This is a genomic window from Paenibacillus sp. B2(2019), assembly GCF_008370385.1.
GTDB lineage: Bacteria > Bacillota > Bacilli > Paenibacillales > Paenibacillaceae > Paenibacillus_AQ.
On record NZ_VTZR01000017.1, the window covers coordinates 99,144 to 123,823 of the forward strand.

Genomic DNA, 24,680 nt, shown 5'->3' on the forward strand with positions numbered 1-24,680 from the left:
AGTATGGGCGGCATATTACCGCCTCATTCGCAGCATGTTCTTATTTTTGTCATAACTCTCTAATGCTTTCGGGCAAATAAATGATGTGCATTGGAGGTATACTAAAGCCTGTTTGGATCAACTACAAGGAGGGACTACAACACATGCAATCAAATCAAATGCAGGCATTAAGCGGAAAAGAATTGGAATATATTGCCGACTCCATTTCCAACGAGGATTTGCTCCTCAAGCAATGCGTGGCCACAGCTGCGACAACACAGAATGAGCAAGTTCGTCGAATTTGTATGGAGCACATGCAGAACCATACACAGCACATGACTACACTTACTCAGTTAATCCAGCAACATCAGCAATATGCGCCTACAAGCCCACAATAAATGTATTATTAAACTTTAAGGAGGTTATTTTATGAACGCACAAAATTCAGCAGCATTTATGCCAGATGAGGATTTGATGAACACCATTTTGTGTGATTTGAAGCGGACGGTCCGTGAATATGCGACTGCTGCTACAGAATCGGCATGTCCAGCGGTTCGTCGGGTGTTTAACGACATGACCATGAACACGCTTCGACTTCAGGGCGAGCATTATACGCAGATGTCCCAACTGAATATGTATCCTGCACCTGCAAAAGCATTGCGCCAAGATGTGGACAAGCAACTCCAAACTGCACAGCAATTGCAGCAAAAAGCCGGACAATTTGTTCAGCAAAAAACCGGACAAGCTGGATCTATTGCTCACAATGCGAACAGCCACCTTCATTCGAATGGACAACATCAACCGTCTCATTTAATGTAACCAAGATGGTTAGCGGATGAAGCATCCTGCCACATAACCTTAAGGCTGACGCCCGTTTATACCGAGAGCTCCGGTATAAACGGGCGTTTTTTGTATAAAAATCCATTTAGCTGAGTAAACCTAGTCTTCTATGCGGATATCATATGGGGTTATTTTGTTTGCAGAGATGCTCAATTCATGTCATATTAGTATTAAACTCTTTTCGCGGGGCGACGCATGAATAGCGCAACGTCATTTGCGAACTATCCGGAGGGAAGGCATGAAGGAAATGAACGAACTAAAGAGGAAAGTGCTGGAACTGCTTAAAGAGGACGCGAGAAGATCTACTGCACTCTTAGCTACGCTGCTTGGCGAGGAAGAAGAAGACGTAAAGACGGCGATTGGGCAATTAGAGAAGGACCATGTAATTGTTAAGTATGCAGCCGTTGTAAACTGGGATAAAGTCGATGACGAGAAAGTGACAGCGCTGATTGAGGTACAGATTACACCCGAACGGGGTCGCGGATTTGAAGGCATTGCCGAGAGAATCTACCTGTATCCACAAGTGAAATCCGTTTATCTGATGTCAGGTGCTTACGATCTTCTGGTAGAAGTGGAAGGCCGAAACTTACGTGAAGTGGCCAATTTTGTATCCGAGAAGCTGTCTCCAATTGATTCAGTACTCTCAACTAAAACGAATTTTACCCTTAAAAAATACAAACAGGATGGGATCATCTTCGAGGAGCATGAGGAAGACAACCGTCTGATGATCTCTCCATAAAGGAAGTAATCATATGATCACGAACAAAACGCAGCTAACTGGAGAAGACAGCAAATCAATGAATTCTTATTTGGCCCCGCTGGTACAGCAAATTCAGCCTTCGGGTATTCGTAAGTTTTTTGATCTGGCAGCAGGCAGCAAGGATATCATATCACTCGGAGTCGGGGAACCTGATTTCAAGACCCCGTGGCATGTCAGAGAAGCTTGTGTCTATTCGCTGGAAAGAGGATTTACAGGCTATACATCCAACGCAGGTATGCCTGAGCTAAGGGAGGGTATTGCGAACTATTTGCACACCCGTTTTGCAGTGGAGTATGATCCTGCCAATCAAATTATAGCAACGGTCGGCGGAAGTGAGGCTATCGATCTGGCTCTGCGCGCTTTGATCACGCCGGGCGATGAGATCCTCATACCAGAACCTTGCTATATTTCTTATTCGCCGATAACGGCTATTGGTGGAGGTATTCCTGTAGGTATCGAAACCATCGGAGAGAATGACTTTAAACTTACTGCAGAGAGTTTGGAAGCGAAGATTACTCCACGCTCCAAAGTTCTAATTCTGTGCTACCCGAGCAACCCAACGGGAAGTGTTATGACCCGAGAGGATTGGGAGCCGATCGCCAAGGTTGTAGAGAAGCATGATCTTATTGTAATTTCAGATGAGATCTATGCGGAATTAACGTATGGAATTAATCATGTCAGCTTTGCCTCATTGCCAGGTATGATGGACCGTACGATTTTGGTCAGCGGTTTCTCCAAGGCTTTTGCCATGACTGGATGGAGAATGGGTTATGCTTGTGGTCACCCTGATTTGATCTCCGCTATGCTTAAGATTCACCAGTACACTGTGATGTGCGCTCCTTCTATGGGCCAGGTGGCTGCACTTGAGGCACTGACCAATGGGATGGAAGAGAAGGATCGAATGGTCGATTCTTATAACCAACGGCGGAGGCTGATTGTTAAGGGTTTGCGTGATGCGGGACTGGAGTGCCATGAACCACAAGGTGCATTTTATGCTTTTCCAAGCGTGCGCAAAACGGGACTGACTTCTGATCAGTTTGCACAACGATTATTACTTGAATATAAGGTGGCAGCTGTACCTGGAAGTGTCTTTGGTTTAGGTGGTGAAGGTTACTTACGCTGCTCCTATGCTACATCAGTAGCTCAACTGAATGAAGCTATAGAACGCATTGGTGCTTTTGTCACACAACTGGAACGAGAGAGAATGGAATAGAGAAAATTGGACTATAGCCTATCCTATAATCCTATGGTATTATTTTACTTTGAGAGTAATTAACCCCTATAATAGAACTAACAAGGACGTATTTTACTCTGGAATTAAGCGTTGCTTTGAAGTTGCTTTTATTACTTTAATGACATTTTGTGGCACGCGCTCAATAATACTTTTAGGAGGGATGATTGTGCTTAGTGCCGATTATTACTTACCTTCCTATGGAGGGCAGTGTTTTTCTGGAAGTGGGAAACTGTCCCCCAAGGGTGATGCTTCTGCTCGCATGCTCTCTCTGGAAGATGAAATTAGAATACTCCGTAGCAAAATGGAGCAGCTTTTTTTGCAGGAAAAATCATTCACTTCAGATAATGTGATTGAAATTAGCAGTTTACTGGATCTCAAGATAAATGAATACATGAAGGGGCGTCCAGTTGGAAAATAACGTCGCTACATGCTGTTGAAGAGGACCCTAGGGTCCTCTTTTTGTTGTTCCTTTAAGCTCACATATCGCAACATTGCAGTCACACTTGGAGAGAATATGCCTATACTCTTCATTTGCCATTTTTATATAAGAAAGCTTAAACTAGCATTATGTGATTTGAAGAATGGATAGGAGGAGTAAGCCATGGTGATCTATACACGCACGGGTGATGCGGGTCAAACTTCAGTGATTGGCGGCCGGGTTGGTAAGGACGATGTCCGAGTTGAAGCTTACGGAACGATCGATGAACTGAATTGCTTTGTAGGTCAGGCAAGGAGCCTGATGGAGGACGATCAGTTTGATGATGTACGCGAGCAGCTGCTGGAAATTCAGCATGAGCTATTCGATTGCGGAACCGATCTGGCTTTTATTAAGCTAGGTGATGGTGGTCAATATATGGTAACAAGTGAGATGGCTAAACGGTTGGAGGGCTGGATTGATGAGCTTCAAGCAGAGAATCCACCACTAGAAAAATTCATCCTCCCTGGGGGCAGTCCGTTGGCTTCGGTTCTACATGTGTGCCGTACGGTTTGCCGCCGGGCGGAACGCCGGGCAGTTACACTTGGAAGAAATGCAGACATTAACCCGGAAGCGGTTATTTATTTGAACCGGTTATCCGATTATTTCTTTGCGCTGGCTAGGACGGCTAATACACGGGCAGGGATTACTGATGTAGAATACATTCGCAGTAAAAAGGTGTTCCGAGACTAATATGACTAGCTATTATTCACCAATTACTTACATTATACCGCCAGAAGAGGATGACTGGTTGCTGAAGACGATCCTGCATAAACGGATGGATGTCTCACGTAAATTGTTGTCACGCCTTAAGCAAACAGAACAAGGGATTACATTAAATGGAGAGCGTGTTTATATCAGCGTACATGTTAAGGCAGGCGATATTGTACAGATTCGCATGGAAACAGAGACTTCGGATGATATTTTACCGCAGCCGATTCCCTTTGAAATTCTATTTGAAGATGAGCATCTGCTCGTAGTAAACAAGGCAGCAGGGATCATCGTGCATCCCACACACGGACATTACACTGACACGCTGGCTAACGGAGTAGTTCATTATTGGGCGCAAAAAAATGAACGTTTCCGCTTTCGACCCGTCCATCGTCTGGACCAGGAAACCTCCGGTGTGTTAGTCATCGCCAAGAATTCGTATAGCCATCAGCATATTTCTGAGCAGATGATTGCGGGTACAGTGGACAAACGTTATGCTGCATTTGTTCATGGGGCTCCTGTGGAGCCTTTCGGCGATATCGACGGACCTATTGACCGTGATCCTGAGGAGCCGCATCGGCGTATCGTGACACCGGATGGTTATCCTTCTCTGACTCGGTATGAGGTTAAAACCGTATACGCACAAGGTTCAAAAGTTGAACTGAAGCTGGAGAGTGGTCGTACTCATCAGATTCGGGTCCACATGACCTCTATCGGCTGTCCTTTGATTGGTGACAGCATGTATCGTCATGAGCTGTATAATCTACCGGAATTGACTTTAACTCAAAGTGAACAGTTGGAGTCCGTTACAGCACTAGATGCCTCCATACCGCGTCAAGCACTGCACGCGGTGCGTCTGACGTTCAAGCATCCGGTGTTGCTGCAGGAAATGATCTTTGAAGCTCCTTTGCCGCCTGATATGGCGGCCTTGGAGAACGTATTGGAGCAAGGCCCGAAAGCGAATTTGAGGTAAAAATTATCTTAGTGATGTTAGCCAGAGGGCGAATTGGTTCTGGAGAAACGGAGTGTTCGCCTTTATCCTCGGATTTCATCCGCAACAAGCGGACTAAATCAAGAAATCCGAGGATAACAGCGATCGGAAGAATAATTTGCCAGCGTAGCGCACTCATCACTACCATTAAAGGAGAACAACATGAGCAAACTAAAAGTATATCAATATCCAAAATGCAGCACCTGCCGCAGTGCAGTAAAATGGCTACAAGCTCAAGGTCATGAGCTAGAGCTTCAAAACATCGCAGAACAGCCACCTACCGTTGAGGAGCTGCGTGAATTGCTGGCCAATAGCGGACTTGAACTGAAAAAGTTTTTTAATACAAGTGGTGAAGTCTATAAAGCATTGGGTCTTAAGGACAAAATGGCACAGCTTAGTGAGCAGGAGAAGCTTGAGCTGCTCGCGAGCCATGGTATGCTAAATAAACGTCCGATTGTCACTGATGGTGTTAAAGTTACGGTAGGCTTTAAAGAAGATCAATATGCTGAAGCTTGGACCAATACTTCCAAAGTATAAATCCGTAAAGGGGATGTCCCAACAGTCATTTCATGGCTGTTGTGGCATCCCTTTTTGGATATCTAGGAAAATCACAAAAGACCAAGATTCTATAATATACTTATATTTCTCGCTTAAGCTTACCGCCCTTGCAAGGGCACCGATGGTGTTTTTACTTGTTAATTTCAAAGGATAAGAATAAGCTCCCATATGTGTAACTATATGATCCCTTATCAGATCAAGTATTTTCTGATAGAATACTCTTTGTGCAATAACATGGACAAGCGCTTAATAACAATACAATGAACGATTAAGGGAGAGGTTTATACATGAGAGCAGAAACAACGGGCCGTGTAATGCTTGTAGATGGAATGGCTCTGCTGTTCCGGGCCTTTTATGCGACCTCTTATGGAGGATATATTCGCAAGACAAAAGCTGGATTGCCGACGAATGCGGTGTATGGTTTTTTGCAGTATTTTTTCGATGCAGTAAGCACATTTGAGCCTTCTCACGTCGTATGCTGCTGGGATATGGGCAAAGGAACGTTCCGCACCGAGAAATACGATGGATACAAATCGAATCGGATTGAAGCCCCGTTAGAGCTGATTCCACAGTTCGATCTAGTAAAAGATGTAGTAGCTGAGCTTGGGGTGCCGAACATTGGACTTGCAGGCTATGAAGCGGATGATTGCATTGGTACGCTGGCTTCTTGTTACAGTGAAAACTCTGAGGTATATATTTTGACGGGTGACCATGATATGCTTCAGCTCATTGATGAGAATGTTAAGGTCGTCATTATGAAAAAGGGACGCTCTAACTATAAAGTGTATGACCTTGCAGAATTGCTGGAGGAAAAGGGTCTAACCCCTAGACAAGTGATTGACCTGAAAGGCTTTATGGGCGATACCAGTGATAATTATCCCGGCGTAAAAGGGATTGGTGAGAAGACTGCGCTGAAACTGCTGACCGAATACAGAACAGTTGAAGGTGTAATTGAGAATCTGCATCTGCTCCCTAAAGGTGTGCGTACCAAAATCGAAGCAGATCTGGATATGCTGCATTTATCGCGAGAGTTAGCGGAAATCCGTTGCGATGTACCAGTGGTCTGTGAGCTGACGGAAGCCTTGTGGCAACTACAGCGGGAAACAGCTGCGCGCAAATTTCAGGAGCTAGAGTTCGGCAGCTTGATGCATTTGATTGCTGAGGTGCAGGACGAACGGGGAATTGTACAGATTGAGTTAGGCGATTTGGGTTAAGATCAGACACCCTTCATGCAAAGATGCATGGAGGGTGTTTTGTTAAACTATAAGAACGTATAAGTTTCACACTATACATTATCCTTATCTTTCTCTCTTAAACGCTACCGTCCTTAAAAGGACGCCAAAGGCATTTATACATGTTGTGATAGCGCTTCATTCGACGTATAATTAGGGCTGGTGATTGCTTTTTTTAATGATATTATTTATTTGTGTATGGGTAGCGTTTCAACTTCTAACTAGAGAAAGGGAGATAATTGCTGTGAAGCTATTGGGAGCGATTGAAGCAGGCGGAACAAAATTTGTATGTGGGATTGGTTATGAGGACGGTACCATTGTTGACCGAGTTAGCTTTCCGACAACAACACCGGAAGAAACGATGGGACTAGTAATAGACTATTTTAAAGAGAAAAATGTAGAAGCATTCGGAATCGGATCTTTTGGACCAATTGATCCCGTACTGGACAGCCCTACTTATGGTTACATAACAACGACACCAAAACCTCACTGGGGACAATATAATCTGGTAGGCACAATGGTTGAGCAATTTAACGTTCCGATCGGCTTTGACACGGATGTGAATGGTGCAGCGCTTGCGGAGAGTAAATGGGGAGCAGCTAAAGGTCTAGACAGCTGTCTTTATATTACGGTTGGGACAGGCATTGGAGCAGGAGCGGTTGTTGGCGGCCAGATGGTCCATGGATTGTCACATCCTGAGATGGGACATATTCTAGTTCGTAGACATCCAGAGGATACGTTTGAGGGTTACTGTCCTTATCATGGCGATTGTCTTGAAGGATTAGCCGCAGGTCCGGGGATCGGCAAACGCTGGGGACAACCGGCAGGAGAGCTACCAGTGGACCATCCGGCATGGGAAATGGAAGCTCACTATCTTGCACATGCACTCATGAACTATGTGCTGATTCTGTCTCCTCAAAAAATCGTAATGGGCGGTGGTGTTATGAAGCAAAGCCACCTATTCCCGTTGATTCGCACTAAGCTGCAAGAGTTATTGAGCGGATATGTTCAACATTCATCGCTTAATGTCGACATCGATAATTATGTTGTCTCACCAGGTCTTGGAGACAATGCAGGGCTTGCTGGAGCGATTGGATTGGCTACATTAGCTCTAGCTAGAAACTAGTATAAAAAGACATTGACTGTTCGGTAATATATGGTATTCTAGGATCTAACAGTATAGCATTTAATGAGGGAGCACCTCTTTCGCGTTTATCGTGAGAGAGGTGCTTTTTTGCGTTCGGGGTCTGATTGAGAAAGGATTTGTTCGCTCCGAAGGAGGCTCTTCCCGGAAGGTTATTGTGCTTGCTGTAATGTTGAGAAAGGTAGGGATGAATATGCAAATTGTGTTTATGAACCGTTTATCCAGAATATCTGGAGTGGATCAAGAGGTGTACGCCCAGTTGTGGATTGGAGAGGAAGAGGGGATCTGGAGTTTGGGCTGGCGTGATTTTTCAGGTGGGGAGAATTACATTGAGAATTTGTGGTATGAAGGTGGTTCATGGAATGAGATGCTCTGTGTATACAGGCATGAGCTAGCAGTGAAGATGGGAGATGGCTATCGACCCTTAATCGATGGGATATTCCACGAGGAGGATAGTCTTACTGGACGTAATCAGGAGCAGCTGAAGCTTCAATATTACAGCGAACATTATGGGAATGAAGCCATTTATGAAGAGTTATGTGCTTGGCGCCGTGGTAAGGCTTCGAGTGAACGGAAGGCGCCCTATATTCTCGCCAGTAATCGTCTGTTGCGCTTGTTAAGTACATTTCTACCGCATACGCCAGAGGAACTGATGCAAATTCCGGGTGTGGGAGAAGGCAAGATAGCACAGTTTGGGGCTGATTGGCTGGCTATAACTACTGCGGTGGCAAGGGAACATGCCTTCCCTCTAAATTGGGTGAATGAAGTAATTGAAGAGGAGTCTTTCGTATCTTGGCTTTATAAACAGAAAGAAGTCAAATATAAGAAGCAGCTAGAACGACTGCGCTTGCGGAGGATTTTGCTACAGGGGATCGAGAATGGGTTGGGCTTGGAACAGCTTAAGGTGAATAGTGGAGTGAACCGGCGTGAACTGATTGAAGCGGTAGAGGAGCTAGAAAGAGAAGGTTATTCTGTCGAGAAGCTGATCCATGTAGAGCTTGGCAATATGCCGCAGAATGAGCAGGATGCGATATGGAATGCCTATGTGGAGCTCGGGGATCTTTTCCTAAAACCGGTGTTACATAAGGTGTATGGTGACGATTTTTCTGCTGCTGAAGGATTGGATATTTATTATGAGCGTCTGCGATTGATACGCATCCGTTTCCGTCGAGAGCAAACGCATAAAGTGGGCATGGCGACCAGCTTTTAAATTTGCGCATACCAAAAAGACGAAGGCTTCCTTATACCTTACGGTTACAGGGCCTTCGTCTTGCTTATTCGTCCGGTTCGTTTCATAGCCATTCCTTCTTGCGGAAAACATACAGCATCCCACAGCCTAACGTCAACATAACGCCTATAACGCCATAATAGCCATATTTCGTATGAAGCTCGGGCATATGATCAAAGTTCATACCGTAGATTCCGGTAATTACGGTCAGGGGCATGAATATTGTTGTGATCGCAGTAAATACTCTCATAATTTCATTCGCGCGGTTGGCGATACTGGATTGGTATGCCTCTCGTAAGTTGCCCATGAGATCGCGATACGTCTCAAAGGTTTCAGATATTTTAACCGCATTTTCATAAATGTCGCTAAAATATTTCTGAAGCTGATCATCAATCAGACGGAGGTCTTTTTTATTTAGGGTATTAATCACTTCTTTTTGTGGCCCCAGCATTTTCTTCAACCATAGAATTTCACTTCGCAGACCGATAATTTCACTAAGATGTGACTTTTTGGTATGCATGAGGATATCTTCTTCCAGCTTCTCAATCCGAGCTTCAATTCGGTCGCCGACGGAGAAATAGTTATCAACGACAAGGTCAATTAGCAAGTAAAGGAACATATCCGGTTCACTTACTTCTTGCTCCCAGAGCATAGGCTTCAGGATTCGTAGTTCATTGATCTTTTGTTTCGTGACAGTGATGATGTAATGTCTTCCAAGGAATACATTGAGTGCCCGTAGGAAAATTTCTTCATCGTCAAAGCGGATGCTATTTACAACTATAAAGTAGTGACTTTCGTATATTTCGATCTTTGGACGCTGATCCTCTTCGCTAAGGCAATCCTCAACAGCAAGATCATGTAGGTTGAACAAGGGCTGAAGCAGCTCCAAATCCTCAACATCGGCGTCAATCCAATAGAACCCTTCCGTTGGGGGTGTTAGTGTTTCATCAATTTCATCAATAGGTGTAAAAACCCCTGCATTTACCAGCCGGATTTTCATCTGATTTCACTCCTCCTATCCCCAGGTCTTCACTAGGGACTGCTAAATTAAGCACAGAGAAAAAAATCAGCTTGGCCGGCGGTACAATCAATACATAGGGCCAAATGACGTTTCGAGGGCATGAAGAAGAACTGCTCCCGCCGCCGGCAAGCTGATGATTATCCTGTGTGGTTGCTCATTCTGTACACATATTTGCGAGCTCGGGTCGCCTTCCATCCTTCTTCTCACCTCTTCTTTTCGTTCAGGTATGAAATACTTGTCTAGTATAACAACGGAGTATGCCTCTTTCAAGCAAATTTATTGTGATTTTGAGGCTTCTTCAGCATTGTATGGACTTGACGAAAAGGAGGTTCATGATTTAAAGTGAATTTTAAAGTAATTTAATTGAATACAGCTAAATCTTATCAAGAGCAGGTGGAGGGACTAGCCCTATGAAACCCGGCAACCGGCGTGTAAACGCACGGTGCTAATTCTTGCGGAATTTCTGCAGACGTCTAATCGTTTTCAGGAACATTCTGGCAGATGAGAGAGGCGCATATGACTGTAGATATGACCTTTCTCGATTTCCGAGGAAGGTCTTTTTATGTTCAGCAAGCCGCAGTGCGGCAAAACAACTAAATTCAGCTAAGGAGTGGAAAGACAATGCCAATTAAAATTCCCGACAGTTTACCGGCGAAAGAAGTACTATCCGGAGAAAATATTTTTGTGATGGACGAAAGTCAGGCTTTCCATCAGGATATCCGTCCACTACGGATTGCTATTCTGAACCTCATGCCGACTAAAGAGACGACAGAGACTCAATTGCTGCGTTTAATTGGAAATTCGCCACTACAAGTTGATGTTACTTTATTGCATCCGCGTTCCCATATTTCCAAGAATACTTCTGCTGAACATTTGAAGAGCTTTTACAAAACCTTTGACGAGATCAGCCACCGCCGTTTGGATGGTTTAATCGTTACAGGTGCTCCTGTAGAACAAATGGAGTTCGAGGAAGTATCGTATTGGGAAGAACTGAAAGAGATTTTTGAATGGAGCAAGGACAATGTGACTTCAACCATGCATATTTGTTGGGCGGCACAGGCAGGCTTATATCATCATTTTGGTGTTCGTAAAGTGGCATTGCCTGAGAAATGTTTTGGCGTCTTCGCTCATACGATTAATCAAAATAACATTAAACTGTTGCGCGGCTTTGACGAGGTATTCCATGTACCACACTCTCGTCATACCGATGTCTCCCGTGAAGATATTGAGAATAACCCAGATCTGCAGATTCTGGCGGAATCCGAAGAAGCTGGTATGTATCTAGTGGCTACAAACGACGGTAAACAAATATTTGTGACCGGACATTCCGAATACGATCCCCTATCCTTGAAATGGGAATATGACCGTGATGTGTCTAGAGGGATGGAGATGGCTTTGCCGAAACATTACTTCCCTAAAGATGATCCAGAACGTACACCTCCAGCAGTGTGGCGTGCGCATGCCAATTTATTATTCTCTAACTGGCTCAATTACTATGTATATCAAGAAACGCCTTATGATATCGACCCGATTGTTTATTAATAATAGCGCTACAATATAAATTAGGAGGCATTAATCATGGATGACAAACTTAGGATTGAAAGTAGACTGGCTCAAATAGGTTCTCAAGAAGATCCTGCCACAGGAGCAATTAATTTTCCGATTTATAATGCAACGGCATTTCGTCATCCAAAACTCGGTCAGAGCACAGGGTTTGATTATAGCCGCACCAAGAGTCCGACCCGTTCAGTGCTTGAGAATGCAGCTGCGGAACTGGAATCTGGAGATGCAGGATTTGCTTGTAGCTCAGGGATGGCAGCGATACAAACGGTGCTCACCTTGTTCGCTCAAGGCGATCATCTGATCGTTTCGCTGGATCTTTACGGCGGTACCTATCGTTTGTTGGAACGGATTATGTCCAAGTTTGGAATCACTGCTTCTTATGTAGACACGAATGATTTGGATGCACTGGAAGCTTCGCGTCGTCCAAATACGAAAGCTGTATTTATTGAAACGCCAACGAACCCACTTATGATGATCACGGATATTGAAGCCGTGTGTACTTGGGCACGTCACCATGGATTACTTAGCATTGTAGATAATACGCTGCTGACACCATTCTTCCAACGGCCTATAGAATTAGGTGCGGATATTGTAGTTCATAGCGCTACTAAGTATTTGGGTGGTCATAATGATGTACTGGCAGGCCTGATTGTATCCAAGGGTGTAGAATTATCAGCTGAACTAGCTATTCTACATAACTCTATTGGCGCCGTGCTCGGACCAACAGACAGTTATCAGTTGATGAGAGGCTTGAAGACATTGGCGCTGCGTATGGAGCGTCACGAAAGCAATGCACTAGCGATCGCTCACTACTTATTAGAGCATCCAGCGATTGCGGAAGTGTTCCATCCAGGATTGCCTGATCATCCAGGACATGAAATCCAGAATCGCCAATCTTCAGGCAATACCGGTATTTTTTCTTTCAAATTAAAAGATGCCAGATACGTAGAGCCACTTCTTCGTCATATTCGTCTTATTGCATTCGCAGAAAGCTTGGGCGGCGTAGAGTCACTTATGACTTATCCGGCTGTACAAACACATGCTGATATTCCTGTGGAGATTCGAAATGCTGTGGGTGTAGATGATCGTTTGCTGCGCTTCTCCGTCGGTATTGAACATGCAGAGGATTTGATTGCTGATCTTGGCCAAGCACTAGAAGCCGCTAGGGCAGAAATTGAGTCCAAGTAACAGGAAGAAATGTTCAATCGAGTGTTAGTGGAGAAATAGAGTATAACTAGCAGTATCGCTTAGTGCGATGCTGCTTTTCTTCTGGATAGGAATTTGCGAAGAATGTAAAAGCATTTTTCAAGCTGTTCAGATTGTGATACGATGAGGAAATGAACTGTTCAATTGTATGAGAAAGGGTTGTCACCTTGAAAAAGAGACAACGTTTTTTCTTCCTGTAATTTTGTGATTCTACCATACCCCTAAGGGTTTAGAAGGAGGATGCGAACGATGAGTGCGATAGATCTTATTTTGGACAAAGCCCTACGGGGTGAACGTCTCCAATTGGAAGATACCATCCGACTGTTCGAGAGCAACGAAATTGAGAAAATGGGTGCAGCTGCAAACACCATAATGGAACGCTGGCATCCAGACCCGATGGCCACGTTTGTAATTGGTCGTAATATTAACTATACGAATGTATGTGATGTCTACTGCCGTTTCTGCGCATTTTATCGCAGACCGGGCTCTGATGAGGGTTATGTATTGCCGGATGAGACGATTTACCAAAAAATCGCTGAGACTATCGCTGTAAATGGTACAGAAATACTGATGCAAGGCGGTACGAACCCAAATCTTCCTTTCAGCTATTATACCGATATACTTCGCGGAATTAAGCAACGTTTTCCTGAGATTACAATGCATTCCTTCTCTCCTGCTGAGATTATGAAGATGAAAGAAGTGTCTGGATTATCGCTCGAGGAAGTTGTACGTGAAATCCATGCTGCTGGCCTGGATTCATTACCAGGTGGGGGAGCGGAAATTCTCGATGATCGCACACGCCGCAAGATCAGCCGACTTAAAGGCTCATGGCGCGAGTGGATGGACGTAATGCAGACAGCGCATAAGATCGGTATGAATACGACAGCAACGATGGTCATTGGACTTGGTGAAAGTATGGAAGAACGGGCATTGCACTTACTTCGTGTGCGTGAGGCTCAGGACGAGTGTATTGCCAACAAATACGATTCAGAGGGTTTCTTGGCCTTTATCTCTTGGACCTTCCAACCGGACAATACTAACCTGAAGCTGGATAGACAAACGCCTGAAGAATATCTGAAGACGGTAGCCATAAGTCGCCTTGTTCTAGACAACATTAAGAACTTCCAGTCCTCTTGGGTAACAATGGGACCAGAGGTCGGCAAGCTTTCCCTTCAATATGGCTGCAACGATTTCGGCAGTACGATGATTGAAGAAAACGTAGTATCTTCTGCGGGCGCGACCTACAAGGTCAATATCGAATCGATTACTCAGTTGATCCGCGAAGCAGGCAAAATCCCGGCACAGCGGAATACACGCTACGATATTCTGCGCGTGTTCGATGATGCTAATGCTAAGATTGATAATGATTTCATTATGCAGAACTAATATATAAATTAAATCAACGCTTGTTGCTCGTTAATCCGTTTAGTGGATGATTGAGCAGCAAGCGTTTTTTGTATGGTTAAGATTTCGAAGGTTTATTTTACCTGTGAACATAAATTCATTATTTTATTACATTTCTGTATACACATTATTATCCAAAAGTGATATCATAATCATATCAAAAAAATATCTTATGGGGGTGCTTTTTTATGAAGGAGAAGACGCTTCGTCCTGTCAGCGGATTTTGGGTTATCGCATTAATTGCAGTTTGTTTGGCTGGTGGAATCTATGGTGCTGTTCAGGAGTATATTGCAGTACCAGTCATTCTGTTCGTTGTATCAGCAATACTATGTACGAGTATTACGGTTGTACAACCTAATAAGTCGGTTGTAGTCACCTTTTTCGGCAAATATGTAGGGACTATTGCAACGAGTGGACTGTTCGCAGTTATTCCGTTCAGCGTACGTAAGACGGTTTCCCTACGCGTTCGTAACTTTAACAGTGTGAAGCTCAAGGTCAATGATGTTGAAGGTAATCCGATTGAAATTGCTGCAGTTATCGTCTTTAAGGTGATTAACTCCGCTAAAGCCCTCTTTGATGTAGATAAATATATGGCTTTCGTAGAGATTCAGAGTGAAACGGCGCTGCGTCATGTGGCCAGCAAATACCCTTATGATAACTTCAATGAATCTGGGATGTCCCTGCGTGCTAATGCAGATGAAATTGCTAAAGAGTTAGCGACTGAGCTTCAAGAGCGATTGTCCTTATCTGGTGTAGAAGTCATTGAAGCCCGGCTTACACATTTGGCTTATTCAACAGAAATCGCCAGCACCATGTTGCAGCGGCAGCAAGCTTCTGCCATTCTGTCTGCTCGTCAAATCATTGTTGAAGGTGCAGTTGGCATGGTCGATATGGCGATTAAACAGCTTAAAGAGAGCGGTGTAGTGGAGCTTGACGAAGAACGTAAAGCGGCCATGATTAATAATCTGATGGTGGCGATCGTGTCGGAGCGCGGAGCGAGTCCGGTCATTAACGCCGGCTCGTTGTATTAAGGCGGTGCATCATGGCGGCCAAGAAAAGCTTTCCATTGCGGATCGATCCGGATCTGCATGAGGCGTTGGAACGTTGGGCGGGAGAGGAATTTCGCAGTGTAAACGGACATATCGAATACTTGCTGCGTGAGTCTTTGAAACGTGCAGGCCGCTTACCTGGGAAACGCCGAGAAGAGTAACCTGTTAAGGACAGTTCTAGCGCTATTTCCTGACTGCAGACCTGTCCGTGTAGGTGACTGTTTCCGCGGTTTACAAAATTTTGCCCCCTCTACAGACTTGACTGTCAGAGAGGACAGATTTATAATTACTCCATAATTCACGTTAACAGCTTTGACAAAGATATGAATGGATTGTTCTGGACCGTATCAGAGAGAGGGAACATAGGCTGTAATTTCCTCCGGTATCCTACTATCGATTTACCCCTTTGTAGCTGCGGTTATGAATTCCCTGAAATGGGATAGTAAGAACCGCCGGTTCATGGTCGTTATTCCATGCTTACGAAGGATTCTGACTCGACTCTGCTTTAAGAGCAGATTGAGAGAATCGAATTTGGGTGGAACCACGGGTGTAATCGCTCGTCCCTTTGCGGGACGGGCGTTTTTTGTATGCGTGGATATTTCCGTTTCGAAAAAATTAAAATTATTGTTTGGCTTAAGGAAATGAAGGAGGAAATTAAAATGGTAAGTATTAAACTTCCGGACGGCTCCGTTCGGGAATACGCAGAAGGTAGCAATATTGAAGATGTAGCGGCTTCTATTAGTAGTGGACTTCGCAAGAACGCGGTGGCAGGGAAATTGAATGGTATTGTCGTGGATCTGTCCACTCCGCTAGAGGAAGGCGCATTGATAGAAATCGTAACTTTGGATTCACCTGAAGGCTTGGAAGTTATGCGTCACAGTACTGCCCACTTGATGGCGCAAGCTGTAAGACGTTTATATGGAACAAAGGAAGTTAAGCTTGGTGTAGGTCCTGTTATCGAAGATGGCTTCTACTACGATATGGATTTGGAACATCCGCTTAATCCTGAGGATCTGCTAAAGATTGAAAAGGAAATGGATCGCATTGTCTCTGAGAACCTTCCAATCGTACGTAAGGAAGTTAGCCGTAAGGAAGCGTTGGAAATATTCGGTGAGCTAGGCGATCCTTACAAACTTGAACTAATTGAAGCATTGCCTGAAGATAGTGTGATTTCGATCTATGAACAAGGCGAATTCTTCGACTTGTGCCGGGGACCACACTTACCGTCGACTTCTAAGATCAAAGTCTTTAAATTGATGAATGTAGCTGGTGCTTACTGGCGCGGCGATAGCAAGAATAAAATGCTTCAACGCGTATACGGTACAGCTTGGATTAAAAAAGCGCAGCTCGATGAGCATCTTCGTCTGCTTGAAGAAGCGAAGAAACGCGACCACCGTAAGCTGGGTAAAGAGCTTGAAATCTTCACATTTAATCAATTGGTAGGCCAAGGCTTGCCGATCTGGCTGCCTAAGGGTGCTAAACTGCGCAGTATTCTGGAACGTTACATTGTGGATCTGGAAGCAAGTCTAGGATACCAGCATGTATATACTCCGGTTCTTGGTAATGTTGAACTATATAAAACATCTGGACACTGGGAGCACTATCAAGAGGACATGTTCCCTAAAATGACTATTGATAATGAAGAGTTTGTTCTCCGCCCAATGAACTGCCCGCATCACATGATGATTTATAAGAGCTCCATGCACAGCTATCGTGATCTGCCGATCCGTATTGCTGAACTGGGTATCCAGCACCGTTATGAAATGTCAGGAGCATTGACTGGCTTGCACCGTGTGCGTTCGATGACTCTTAATGACTCCCATATTTTCTGCCGTCTGGATCAAATTAAAGGCGAGTTCATTCGTGTAATCGAGTTGATTAAACAGGTATACAGTGACTTTGGTATTAATGACTACCGTTTCCGGTTGTCTTATCGTGATCCTAAGGATACTGAGAAATATTACGCTAATGACGAAATGTGGGAAACTGCACAGCGTATGTTGCGTGAAGTTGTAGAAGAAGCTGGTCTGCCATTCTACGAAGCAGAAGGCGAAGCTGCCTTCTACGGTCCTAAGCTGGATGTGCAGATCAAGACTGTACTAGGCAAAGAAGAAACTCTCTCCACTGTACAGATCGACTTCTTGCTGCCTGAACGCTTTGAATTGGAATATATCGGTGACGATGGTCAGAAACACCGTCCAGTCGTTCTACACCGCGGTATTTTAGGTACTATGGAGCGCTTTGTTGCTTTCTTGTTAGAGAACTTTGCAGGATCACTGCCGCTTTGGCTATCTCCACAGCAGGTTAAAGTTATTCCTGTTTCGACTGCCTTCGACGATTATGCTAAGGAAGTTACAGACAAGCTGCGTCGCCGTGGTATCTCTGCAGAGGCAGATTTGCGTAATGAGAAGCTTGGCTATAAGATCCGTGAAGCTCAGCTGGAGAAGCTACCATACATGTTCGTAGTTGGCGAGAATGAGATGAATGCCGAGACAGTTTCCATCCGTAAGCGTGGAGAAGGCGATATGGGAGCTAAGCCGCTTCAAGAAGTTATTGAGCTGCTGGCTCAGGAAATTGCAGATCGTGTAATCTCCTAATTACTTGTAATAATCAACACCAAAAGTACGTCTAATAACGACCTCTGTCATATGCCCGTAAGGATCGAAAATTGATCTTTATGTATAAAATTTTGTGAATCGGGAAACCTTCGCTAATAAGGGGGAGGTTTATCACATGAACAAAATGGGCATATTTCAGAGGTTTTGGTGTCTTTTCGTCACACTAGTCCTACTGTTGACTGCTGCAGGTATCATTCCTGAATCCAAGCATCAAGCAGTTGTGGCCAATGGGACAGGAGACACATTACAGCACACAGATATTAGCAAAACGCTTTCGAACGAATTGCAACATACTCAGGCTATCTCAGGTTCAATGAGAACCAAAGATCAACAAGCTATTCTCACCACTGGACGTGCTACCTTGTTATCAAACGAGCCATATTCCAGCGTACCGATCGTTCCTGCGACAACAAAAAATAAACCAGTAGCTACAAAGTCACCACAGAGCACTAAAGCTCCAACTACCAAAGGGAGTGGGGGTACAGGCTCTTCAAAATTGCCGAATTCGGTTCCTGTAGCTGCGCCAGCTCCTGACCAGATTATTACTTCAATGAAAGTGATGGCGACGGGTTATACTGCGGGTTATGAATCAACAGGTAAAACATCTAAACATCCCGAATACGGAGTCACCTATTCAGGTGTTAAAGTACGTAGAGATAAGAACACAGTCTCGACTATTGCTGCTGACCCTAAGGTAATCCCGTTAGGGAGTATACTTTATATACCTGGTTATGGATACGGCATCGTCGCTGATACAGGATCTGCCATTAAAGGGCGGAAGATTGATTTGTATTTTGCTACTACGAAACAGGTGTATAAGGAATGGGGCAAAAAATCAGTTGTAGTTCAGCTCATTAAGCGAGGAAACGGTACATGTACAGAAGTGATGCTGAAGAAGCTTACTCAGGCGATTGAGACTTACAATGCTGTACCGCAATCCCTGCTGGAAGAATCCATTTAAGATATAGCGGTTATACTTCAATGAATTTGGTGGATTGAACTTAATTTCACTTGGTCATGCATAATAGTGACATCACCTTGCCATAATACGGACTGGGGCAGAGCATTAGCCTCATCCGAGATTTTCTCTTAGTAAGCATTATCTATGCTGCATAAGGGATAAGGGAGGTGAATTCCGTGGCTAATAATAAAAAATCTAAAGTTCAAGAAAACTACAAAACACCGAATGAAAAATACAATGCTGAGTTTGCTGTTGAGAATGACGGCACAACTAAGCAAAGTGGAAATACTTCTAAACCAGCTCAGAAACCGCAACAATAATGCGCTACTGAAGCTGAAGACTGCTGAATAAAGAGACTGTCCCAAATCAGTTTATAACTGAGGGGCGGTCTTTTTTTTATATTTCATATATAATGAAGTAAATGGAATATTACCCCATTCGTCTCCGTCTAGAGACTGAGTGGAAGTTCCTTCTCTCGCCGCTGTTTATGAGCGCTTCCTTCCTGTAGACTAAGGCTATAAGATTGAAGAAGAGAGCGTTCCACTAATTTAAAGGGGAAATGGAATATGAAAAGAAGGTTCACAAGTCAGATTTTTGGCGGCTTGATCCTGATAGGGATTGGAGCCATGTTTCTACTTAGACAGTTGGGTTACACCGATTTCAGCTTAGGTTATTTAATCTCAAATTATTGGCCTGTTATCTTGATCCTCATGGGGATGAAGCGACTCCTGGGTACGGGAGACGAACATCAAAAAGGCGGATCTTCACCTATCGGCGGTTTTTTCTTTCTGGCGATCGGAGTGTTTTTCCTTGGACGAAATTTGGACTGGTTCGATATTTCAGCCGGGGATTTTTTCAAAATGTTCATTCCAATCATGCTGATTGGCGGCGGTCTTTATGTGATTTTTAAACCACGAGGTTCTGTACCACCAGTGCCACCATCACCACCATCACCACCTGATTACTTTCCTCCAGGAAAAAGCTCGCTGGATGTAGAACCGCCAAAGCCGCTGGATTCCACGCTAGATGAACAATTCGAGCAGAAATTCGGCAAACCTTCTGGTGGGCAAGACTGGAATATTAATCTGCAAAAAGATGAAGAAGAAGATGAGGACGGAACTGGAGCTTTTAAGTCCACCGCTGAATCACGTTGGCAGGAGAAACAGGAGCGTCATGAGCGCAGACGTCAGGAACGTCATGAGCGTCATGCTAGAAGACATGGGGAATGGCATGAGGAGTTCCATGAGACAGAGAGTAACAACAAGGAGTCAACCAATCGCTCTGCTTTTATTGGGGATGTCCACATGGGTCGCGAGCATTTCCAACTGAAGAACACAAATGTCTCGCAGTTTATAGGTGATACTGTACTGGATCTGACGAACGCGCAAATTGCTTATGGAGAAACGAAAATTAATATCTCCGCTTTTATAGGCGACATCAAGGTGTACATTCCGAATGATATGGATCTTGGGATCTCAGTGAACAGTAGTTCATTTATCGGCGATATGGAAGTTCTGGATCAGTCTCGGAGTGGATTTATGAGCAGTGTTCAATGCAAGACGCCTTATTATAAAGAAGCGGGCAAAAAAGTCCGCATTAACGTAAGTGCTTTTATAGGTGACATTAAAGTTAAAACGGTGGGTTAGATGGGAACAATCTTTAGTAATACCAAATGGTTGTTGTTGTTTTACTTTTTGCTCACTGGAGCCGTAAGCGCGGGGTTGATGTATGCAGGCACTTGCCTTGGGTATATCGAAGTAATGGATTATCGCATGTGGCTGTACTTATGTCTTGGGATCGTGTTGTTCACTGTTGTAATCGGCTATATGGCAGGTCAGCGCATTCAGCGCCGGATTGATCATCTGGATCTAAATATGCTGCAGGTGGCAAAAGGGAATCTGTCCGTACGTATGCCAGAGAGTGATGACCAGTCTTTTGCGAGAGTGTACCATGAATTTAATGTCATGATGGATACGGTTGAGAACAAGATGCAGCTTCTGCAGCGATTGGGTGAACAAGAGGTTATTGAGAAGGAACAGGCAGCGGAGAGTGCGGTGTTGGAGGAAAGAAGGCGTATGGCCCGGGATTTGCATGATACGGTGAGCCAACAGCTTTTTGCCATCCATATGTCGGCTTCTTCGCTGCCTAAAGTGCTGAAGGTTAATGAAGCTCAAGGTCAATTGGTAATGGATCAGTTAATTGCAATGTCACAGATGGCACAAAAGCAGATGAGAGCACTTATTGCACAGTTACGACCGGTGGAGCTGGAAGGCAGGAATCTTTTCGAAGCACTGGAAAAATGGTTCCCAGATTATTGCCGCCAGAACGGCTTAAAAGGAATGAAGGAGCTTGAGCTGCAAGGAGAATTATCTGAGGCTATTGAACATCAGCTATTCTTGATTATCCAGGAGGCTATGGCGAATATTGTGAAGCATGCTGAAGCTAGACTGGTCAGTTTATCACTGCGTGAAGGGTCAAGACAGGTTGTGCTGAGTATTAGCGACGATGGTCAAGGTTTTGAACATATACAGCAAAAACAGGGTTCGTATGGTCTTACCACCATGCGCGAACGTGCGGAGAAACTGGGTGGACAAGTGGAGATTATTAGCCGTAAGGGTGCGGGAACGACCATACGCGTACATATCCCTAAGTTTGTGCAAGGGAACTCTGAGTTAGAGGAAAAAAGAGCATTAGGAACAGATACAGAGGACGAGGAGGAATAGAGCATGAGCGTCATAAGAGTGTTGCTCGTGGATGATCATGATATGGTGCGGATGGGTCTTAAAACATATCTGATGCTGGAGCCGACGTTTGAGGTTATAGGAGAAGCAGCAAATGGACAGGAAGCGCTGGAGATGCTGCGTGCTGGCGGACATGAAGGTTTACCCGATCTCGTGCTAATGGATCTGATGATGCCTGTGATGAATGGTGTGGAGACTACTCGTGCAGTGCTATCGGAATTTCCTGGTCTCAAAATCGTTATCTTGACCAGCTTCTTAGAGGATGACCTCGTCGTGGACGCTATAGAAGCTGGAGCAGTCAGCTATGTGCTCAAAACCGTATCGGCAGAGGAACTGATCTACGCACTGCAAGGCGCATTTCGCGGTATGCCAGTTATGACTGGTGATGTATCGCAAGCGCTGACACGCGGCATTCGCCAGCGTACCGTGCAAGGTGATTCCTCCGGCTTGACGGAGCGTGAGAAGGAGGTCCTACTACTTATTGCTGAGGGCAAGACCAATAAGGATATCGGCGAGGAACTACATATCAGCATCAAGACAGTGAAGACTCATGTCAGTAACCTGCTGATGAAATGCGAGCTGGATGATCGAACCCAGTTGGCTATTTATGCTCATCGGAAGGGTTGGGCTCAGGGTTAGGTTAGTTGTTCAAGATGATTTGGGGTAGTTTATGGGTGCTTAAAAGTAAGTTATAGGGAAATCCTCCGTATAAATTCCTTGTTTTTCTCATAAATAGCTATGTTGCTGAGAATTATAGGGAGGTATTCCCTTTAAATCTTGATTTCTTGTGGTTTTTGGTTAATTATAGGGAGTTTTTCCCTATAATTATTGATCGTTGTTTGTTCCTTGTTCTTGGACTTCGTTCATGGACGACGTTCTAGGATTTTGTTCTAGGTTGTATGTTGGAAGTTCGGGCCGCGTTGTTTTCCGCGCCCGAGCTTCTTTTTTACTTCCCTGCCTAGGGATTGGGTATCAGAGCGAAAAGTTTACGTCCGCCTTTGAAATTATGTTCCACCCGGAGGGTCAATTCATAGGAACATGATTTCAACAGCGGTGTAGCCTGAAAACCAGTCCCGACCAACAGCGTGCGCCTTTTGAACCAAATAACGTCTATTTGCCTATATCTTTTATCTCCGCTTAAATTGTTTTTAATGTGACCTTAAGGTTTAAAGTACAAAATAAGAAACAAGAAAACAAATTAATCCTTGTCAGGCGACAGGATGCAGGAGGTAAATAAACATGGACGATAACAAAAACAACTTTAATCGAGACAATGGACCAGCACCAGATCGGGATTGGGACAATAATAACCATAATAGCAATAATAATCAGTCATCCGAATCCGGATCGTCATACTACTATTCTTATGGACCATTTAAATCATTGAACAAAGATGAAAGTAACGTAGACGGAAGTGCTCAGCATTACAACCGGATGGAGCCGGAGCGGGTCGAGATTACACCTCCACAGCCTGTAAAACAACTCCCATATAACAGTTCATATCGCAGTACAGGCTTCGATGGTAATGGCGGTGGACGTGGAGGAAACGGCGGAGGTGGTTCTGAAGGTGGCGGTGGCTGGCAGTTTAATAAAAAGCCAAAAAGCTCAGTGAAAACTATATTTGTTTCCTTCTTAGCGGGTATGGTCGTTCTCTCAGGTTCTATGTTCATGGCAGATCGAGGCAACTGGTTCACAGGGGATGCAACAACCATTGCAAGCTCAGGATCGAATGGAACGGCGAAGACGACGAATGAGAGTGCTAGTACTACACCTAATACTACCACTACATCATTGGTGAAAGGGTCTCGTGATGTGACTGGCGTAGTTGATGCGGTTGGACCAGCAGTCGTCAAGATTGAGACGCTAGTGAAATCCGGTTCACGTAATGGAAGTTCATCCAGTCCGAATTTGAGTGATCCGTTCTCTCAATTTTTCTTCGGGGATCAATACGGTGGAAGTGGTTCTTCACAAAATGAGCAGGACTCGAAGTCAGGTTCAAATTCTTCATCGCAGCTCATCCCTTATGGAATTGGAACAGGCTTCATTTATGAGAAATCCGGATATATTTTGACCAATCAGCACGTCATTGAAAATGCCGATGTCATCCAAGTTACAGTGGATGGCGTGACCAAACCTTACGAAGCAAAATTGCTAGGTTCTAGCAAAGATCTGGATTTGGCAGTACTGAAGATTGAAGGAGATACTGATTTCCCTACAGTTGCTCTGGGAGATTCGGATAGCTTGAAAGTAGGCTCAGAAGTGGTTGCTATCGGTAACCCGCAAGGCTTCGACCATACAGTAACCTCTGGTGTTCTTAGTGCAAAAGGACGCAGCATCGATATCAACGAAGAAGACGGTAGTGGAACACGCAACTACAAAAACCTGCTGCAAACGGATGCTTCTATCAACCCTGGTAACTCCGGTGGTCCGTTGCTCAATATGAATGGACAGGTAATTGGTATGAACGTAGCTGTTAGCACAGATTCCCAAGGTATAGGTTTCGCTATCGCTGTGAATACGATTAAAGAAGTCGTAGATAAACTCGAAGCGAACCAAGCGATTCCAAAAGAACCCGTACCATTCATTGGTGCAACGCTTATGACGATTACAGATGAAGTAGCTAAGCAAATGGGCACGGATATTAAAGAAGGTTCTGTAGTTGCAGACATTATCTTTAAATCGCCAGCGTATGCCGCTGACTTGCGCCCTTACGATATTATTACAGGTGCAAATGGTACAAAATATGCAACAAATCAAGATCTGATCGCTTTCATTCAAACGTTAAAAGTCGGTGACAAAGTAACGCTGAATGTGGTGCGCGATGGTAAAAACATGGATCTTTCCGTAACAATCGGCAACAAAAATGATTTTGATACGACTACTGGGCAAAGTCAGCAGCAATAACACCGGACGGTGAATAACGCGGAAGGGGCAACCCTTCCGTTTTTTGTCTAAACATGGTGTG

24 protein-coding genes and 1 riboswitch are annotated in these 24,680 nt (G+C 44.5%); of the genes, 23 read left to right on the forward strand and 1 reads right to left on the reverse strand.

The window, feature by feature from the left end:
• Window positions 1-143: 143 nt before the first annotated feature.
• The 11 genes from PAENI_RS14820 to PAENI_RS14870 all read left to right on the forward strand — a co-directional run bounded on the left by PAENI_RS14820 (window position 144) and on the right by PAENI_RS14870 (window position 9,134).
• Window positions 144-377: a hypothetical protein gene (locus PAENI_RS14820; RefSeq protein WP_149645829.1), complete on the forward strand. Its 234-nt coding sequence runs from the start codon at window positions 144-146 to the stop codon at window positions 375-377.
• 31 nt (window positions 378-408) lie between these two features.
• Window positions 409-798, forward strand: coding sequence for a spore coat protein (locus tag PAENI_RS14825; RefSeq protein WP_149645830.1), 390 nt, complete (start codon window positions 409-411; stop codon window positions 796-798).
• A 259-nt stretch (window positions 799-1,057) separates the two neighbouring features.
• Window positions 1,058-1,558, forward strand: a complete 501-nt coding sequence (locus tag PAENI_RS14830; RefSeq protein WP_042125589.1) for an Lrp/AsnC family transcriptional regulator — start codon at window positions 1,058-1,060, stop codon at window positions 1,556-1,558.
• A gap of 13 nt (window positions 1,559-1,571) precedes the next feature.
• A complete protein-coding gene (locus PAENI_RS14835; protein WP_042186187.1) occupies window positions 1,572-2,792 on the forward strand; it encodes an aminotransferase class I/II-fold pyridoxal phosphate-dependent enzyme in 1,221 nt (406 codons plus the stop codon).
• A 250-nt stretch (window positions 2,793-3,042) separates the two neighbouring features.
• Window positions 3,043-3,231 (forward strand): aspartyl-phosphate phosphatase Spo0E family protein, encoded by a 189-nt coding sequence (locus PAENI_RS14840; RefSeq protein ID WP_262495626.1) that lies wholly within the window; start codon window positions 3,043-3,045, stop codon window positions 3,229-3,231.
• 183 nt (window positions 3,232-3,414) lie between these two features.
• Window positions 3,415-3,981: a cob(I)yrinic acid a,c-diamide adenosyltransferase gene (locus tag PAENI_RS14845; RefSeq protein ID WP_042186191.1), complete on the forward strand. Its 567-nt coding sequence runs from the start codon at window positions 3,415-3,417 to the stop codon at window positions 3,979-3,981.
• Window position 3,982: 1 nt separating this feature from the next.
• Entirely contained in the window at window positions 3,983-4,972 is a 990-nt protein-coding gene (locus PAENI_RS14850; protein WP_149645831.1) for an RluA family pseudouridine synthase, read from the forward strand.
• A 180-nt stretch (window positions 4,973-5,152) separates the two neighbouring features.
• Window positions 5,153-5,527 carry an arsenate reductase family protein gene (locus PAENI_RS14855; RefSeq protein ID WP_042186196.1) on the forward strand — a complete coding sequence of 125 codons (375 nt, stop codon included), beginning with the start codon at window positions 5,153-5,155 and terminating at the stop codon, window positions 5,525-5,527.
• Between the two features lie 308 nt (window positions 5,528-5,835).
• A complete protein-coding gene (locus tag PAENI_RS14860; RefSeq protein ID WP_149645832.1) occupies window positions 5,836-6,762 on the forward strand; it encodes a 5'-3' exonuclease in 927 nt (308 codons plus the stop codon).
• Window positions 6,763-7,024: 262 nt separating this feature from the next.
• The gene (locus PAENI_RS14865) at window positions 7,025-7,906 is read left to right on the forward strand and encodes an ROK family protein (RefSeq protein ID WP_262495617.1); all 882 of its coding nucleotides are present in this window, start codon (window positions 7,025-7,027) and stop codon (window positions 7,904-7,906) included.
• Window positions 7,907-8,117: 211 nt separating this feature from the next.
• Window positions 8,118-9,134, forward strand: coding sequence for an HRDC domain-containing protein (locus tag PAENI_RS14870; protein ID WP_149645944.1), 1,017 nt, complete (start codon window positions 8,118-8,120; stop codon window positions 9,132-9,134).
• Window positions 9,135-9,216: 82 nt separating this feature from the next.
• On the opposite strand, the gene corA is transcribed toward PAENI_RS14870, so the two are convergent.
• Entirely contained in the window at window positions 9,217-10,152 is a 936-nt protein-coding gene (corA, locus tag PAENI_RS14875; protein WP_042125638.1) for a magnesium/cobalt transporter CorA, read from the reverse strand.
• A gap of 398 nt (window positions 10,153-10,550) precedes the next feature.
• Window positions 10,551-10,681, forward strand: a riboswitch (SAM riboswitch).
• 113 nt (window positions 10,682-10,794) lie between these two features.
• Between corA and metA the strand changes: the two genes are divergently transcribed.
• From metA to PAENI_RS14930, 12 genes are all read left to right on the forward strand, one after another.
• On the forward strand, window positions 10,795-11,715 hold the full coding sequence (metA, locus tag PAENI_RS14880; protein ID WP_076284219.1) for a homoserine O-acetyltransferase MetA: 921 nt from the start codon (window positions 10,795-10,797) through the stop codon (window positions 11,713-11,715).
• 36 nt (window positions 11,716-11,751) lie between these two features.
• Window positions 11,752-12,924, forward strand: coding sequence for an aminotransferase class I/II-fold pyridoxal phosphate-dependent enzyme (locus PAENI_RS14885; protein WP_076284218.1), 1,173 nt, complete (start codon window positions 11,752-11,754; stop codon window positions 12,922-12,924).
• 267 nt (window positions 12,925-13,191) lie between these two features.
• Window positions 13,192-14,328 (forward strand): cyclic dehypoxanthinyl futalosine synthase, encoded by a 1,137-nt coding sequence (mqnC, locus tag PAENI_RS14890; protein ID WP_042125644.1) that lies wholly within the window; start codon window positions 13,192-13,194, stop codon window positions 14,326-14,328.
• 206 nt (window positions 14,329-14,534) lie between these two features.
• A complete protein-coding gene (locus tag PAENI_RS14895; RefSeq protein ID WP_042186213.1) occupies window positions 14,535-15,377 on the forward strand; it encodes an SPFH domain-containing protein in 843 nt (280 codons plus the stop codon).
• A gap of 11 nt (window positions 15,378-15,388) precedes the next feature.
• Window positions 15,389-15,556: a type II toxin-antitoxin system antitoxin gene (locus PAENI_RS14900; protein ID WP_042186214.1), complete on the forward strand. Its 168-nt coding sequence runs from the start codon at window positions 15,389-15,391 to the stop codon at window positions 15,554-15,556.
• Between the two features lie 498 nt (window positions 15,557-16,054).
• Window positions 16,055-17,992 (forward strand): threonine--tRNA ligase, encoded by a 1,938-nt coding sequence (gene thrS, locus PAENI_RS14905; RefSeq protein ID WP_149645834.1) that lies wholly within the window; start codon window positions 16,055-16,057, stop codon window positions 17,990-17,992.
• 415 nt (window positions 17,993-18,407) lie between these two features.
• Complete coding sequence (locus tag PAENI_RS14910; protein ID WP_410477471.1) at window positions 18,408-18,974, forward strand: 3D domain-containing protein; 567 nt, start codon at window positions 18,408-18,410, stop codon at window positions 18,972-18,974.
• A gap of 176 nt (window positions 18,975-19,150) precedes the next feature.
• The gene (locus tag PAENI_RS31840; RefSeq protein WP_156114753.1) at window positions 19,151-19,294 is read left to right on the forward strand and encodes a hypothetical protein; all 144 of its coding nucleotides are present in this window, start codon (window positions 19,151-19,153) and stop codon (window positions 19,292-19,294) included.
• 246 nt (window positions 19,295-19,540) lie between these two features.
• Entirely contained in the window at window positions 19,541-20,620 is a 1,080-nt protein-coding gene (gene liaF / locus PAENI_RS14915) for a cell wall-active antibiotics response protein LiaF (RefSeq protein WP_149645835.1), read from the forward strand.
• Window positions 20,621-21,697, forward strand: a complete 1,077-nt coding sequence (locus PAENI_RS14920) for a HAMP domain-containing sensor histidine kinase (protein ID WP_042186220.1) — start codon at window positions 20,621-20,623, stop codon at window positions 21,695-21,697. It abuts the gene before it with no gap.
• Between the two features lie 3 nt (window positions 21,698-21,700).
• On the forward strand, window positions 21,701-22,354 hold the full coding sequence (locus PAENI_RS14925) for a response regulator (protein WP_042186223.1): 654 nt from the start codon (window positions 21,701-21,703) through the stop codon (window positions 22,352-22,354).
• A 600-nt stretch (window positions 22,355-22,954) separates the two neighbouring features.
• Window positions 22,955-24,619 (forward strand): S1C family serine protease, encoded by a 1,665-nt coding sequence (locus PAENI_RS14930; protein ID WP_149645836.1) that lies wholly within the window; start codon window positions 22,955-22,957, stop codon window positions 24,617-24,619.
• Window positions 24,620-24,680: the final 61 nt, after the last annotated feature.

What these genes read in the sequence shown, in the direction of transcription:
- metA (WP_076284219.1), top strand. Translation starts at nt 10,795, where the DNA reads ATGCCAATTAAAATTCCCGACAGTTTACCGGCGAAAGAAGTACTATCC.
- PAENI_RS14825 (WP_149645830.1), top strand. Translation starts at nt 409, where the DNA reads ATGAACGCACAAAATTCAGCAGCATTTATGCCAGATGAGGATTTGATG.
- PAENI_RS14885 (WP_076284218.1), top strand. Translation starts at nt 11,752, where the DNA reads ATGGATGACAAACTTAGGATTGAAAGTAGACTGGCTCAAATAGGTTCT.
- PAENI_RS14830 (WP_042125589.1), top strand. Translation starts at nt 1,058, where the DNA reads ATGAAGGAAATGAACGAACTAAAGAGGAAAGTGCTGGAACTGCTTAAA.
- PAENI_RS14835 (WP_042186187.1), top strand. Translation starts at nt 1,572, where the DNA reads ATGATCACGAACAAAACGCAGCTAACTGGAGAAGACAGCAAATCAATG.
- PAENI_RS14845 (WP_042186191.1), top strand. Translation starts at nt 3,415, where the DNA reads ATGGTGATCTATACACGCACGGGTGATGCGGGTCAAACTTCAGTGATT.
- PAENI_RS14850 (WP_149645831.1), top strand. Translation starts at nt 3,983, where the DNA reads ATGACTAGCTATTATTCACCAATTACTTACATTATACCGCCAGAAGAG.
- liaF (WP_149645835.1), top strand. Translation starts at nt 19,541, where the DNA reads ATGAAAAGAAGGTTCACAAGTCAGATTTTTGGCGGCTTGATCCTGATA.
- PAENI_RS14855 (WP_042186196.1), top strand. Translation starts at nt 5,153, where the DNA reads ATGAGCAAACTAAAAGTATATCAATATCCAAAATGCAGCACCTGCCGC.
- PAENI_RS14920 (WP_042186220.1), top strand. Translation starts at nt 20,621, where the DNA reads ATGGGAACAATCTTTAGTAATACCAAATGGTTGTTGTTGTTTTACTTT.
- PAENI_RS14820 (WP_149645829.1), top strand. Translation starts at nt 144, where the DNA reads ATGCAATCAAATCAAATGCAGGCATTAAGCGGAAAAGAATTGGAATAT.
- corA (WP_042125638.1), bottom strand. Translation starts at nt 10,152, where the DNA reads ATGAAAATCCGGCTGGTAAATGCAGGGGTTTTTACACCTATTGATGAA.
- PAENI_RS14895 (WP_042186213.1), top strand. Translation starts at nt 14,535, where the DNA reads ATGAAGGAGAAGACGCTTCGTCCTGTCAGCGGATTTTGGGTTATCGCA.
- PAENI_RS14860 (WP_149645832.1), top strand. Translation starts at nt 5,836, where the DNA reads ATGAGAGCAGAAACAACGGGCCGTGTAATGCTTGTAGATGGAATGGCT.
- thrS (WP_149645834.1), top strand. Translation starts at nt 16,055, where the DNA reads ATGGTAAGTATTAAACTTCCGGACGGCTCCGTTCGGGAATACGCAGAA.
- PAENI_RS14925 (WP_042186223.1), top strand. Translation starts at nt 21,701, where the DNA reads ATGAGCGTCATAAGAGTGTTGCTCGTGGATGATCATGATATGGTGCGG.
- mqnC (WP_042125644.1), top strand. Translation starts at nt 13,192, where the DNA reads ATGAGTGCGATAGATCTTATTTTGGACAAAGCCCTACGGGGTGAACGT.
- PAENI_RS14930 (WP_149645836.1), top strand. Translation starts at nt 22,955, where the DNA reads ATGGACGATAACAAAAACAACTTTAATCGAGACAATGGACCAGCACCA.
- PAENI_RS14870 (WP_149645944.1), top strand. Translation starts at nt 8,118, where the DNA reads ATGCAAATTGTGTTTATGAACCGTTTATCCAGAATATCTGGAGTGGAT.
- PAENI_RS14900 (WP_042186214.1), top strand. Translation starts at nt 15,389, where the DNA reads ATGGCGGCCAAGAAAAGCTTTCCATTGCGGATCGATCCGGATCTGCAT.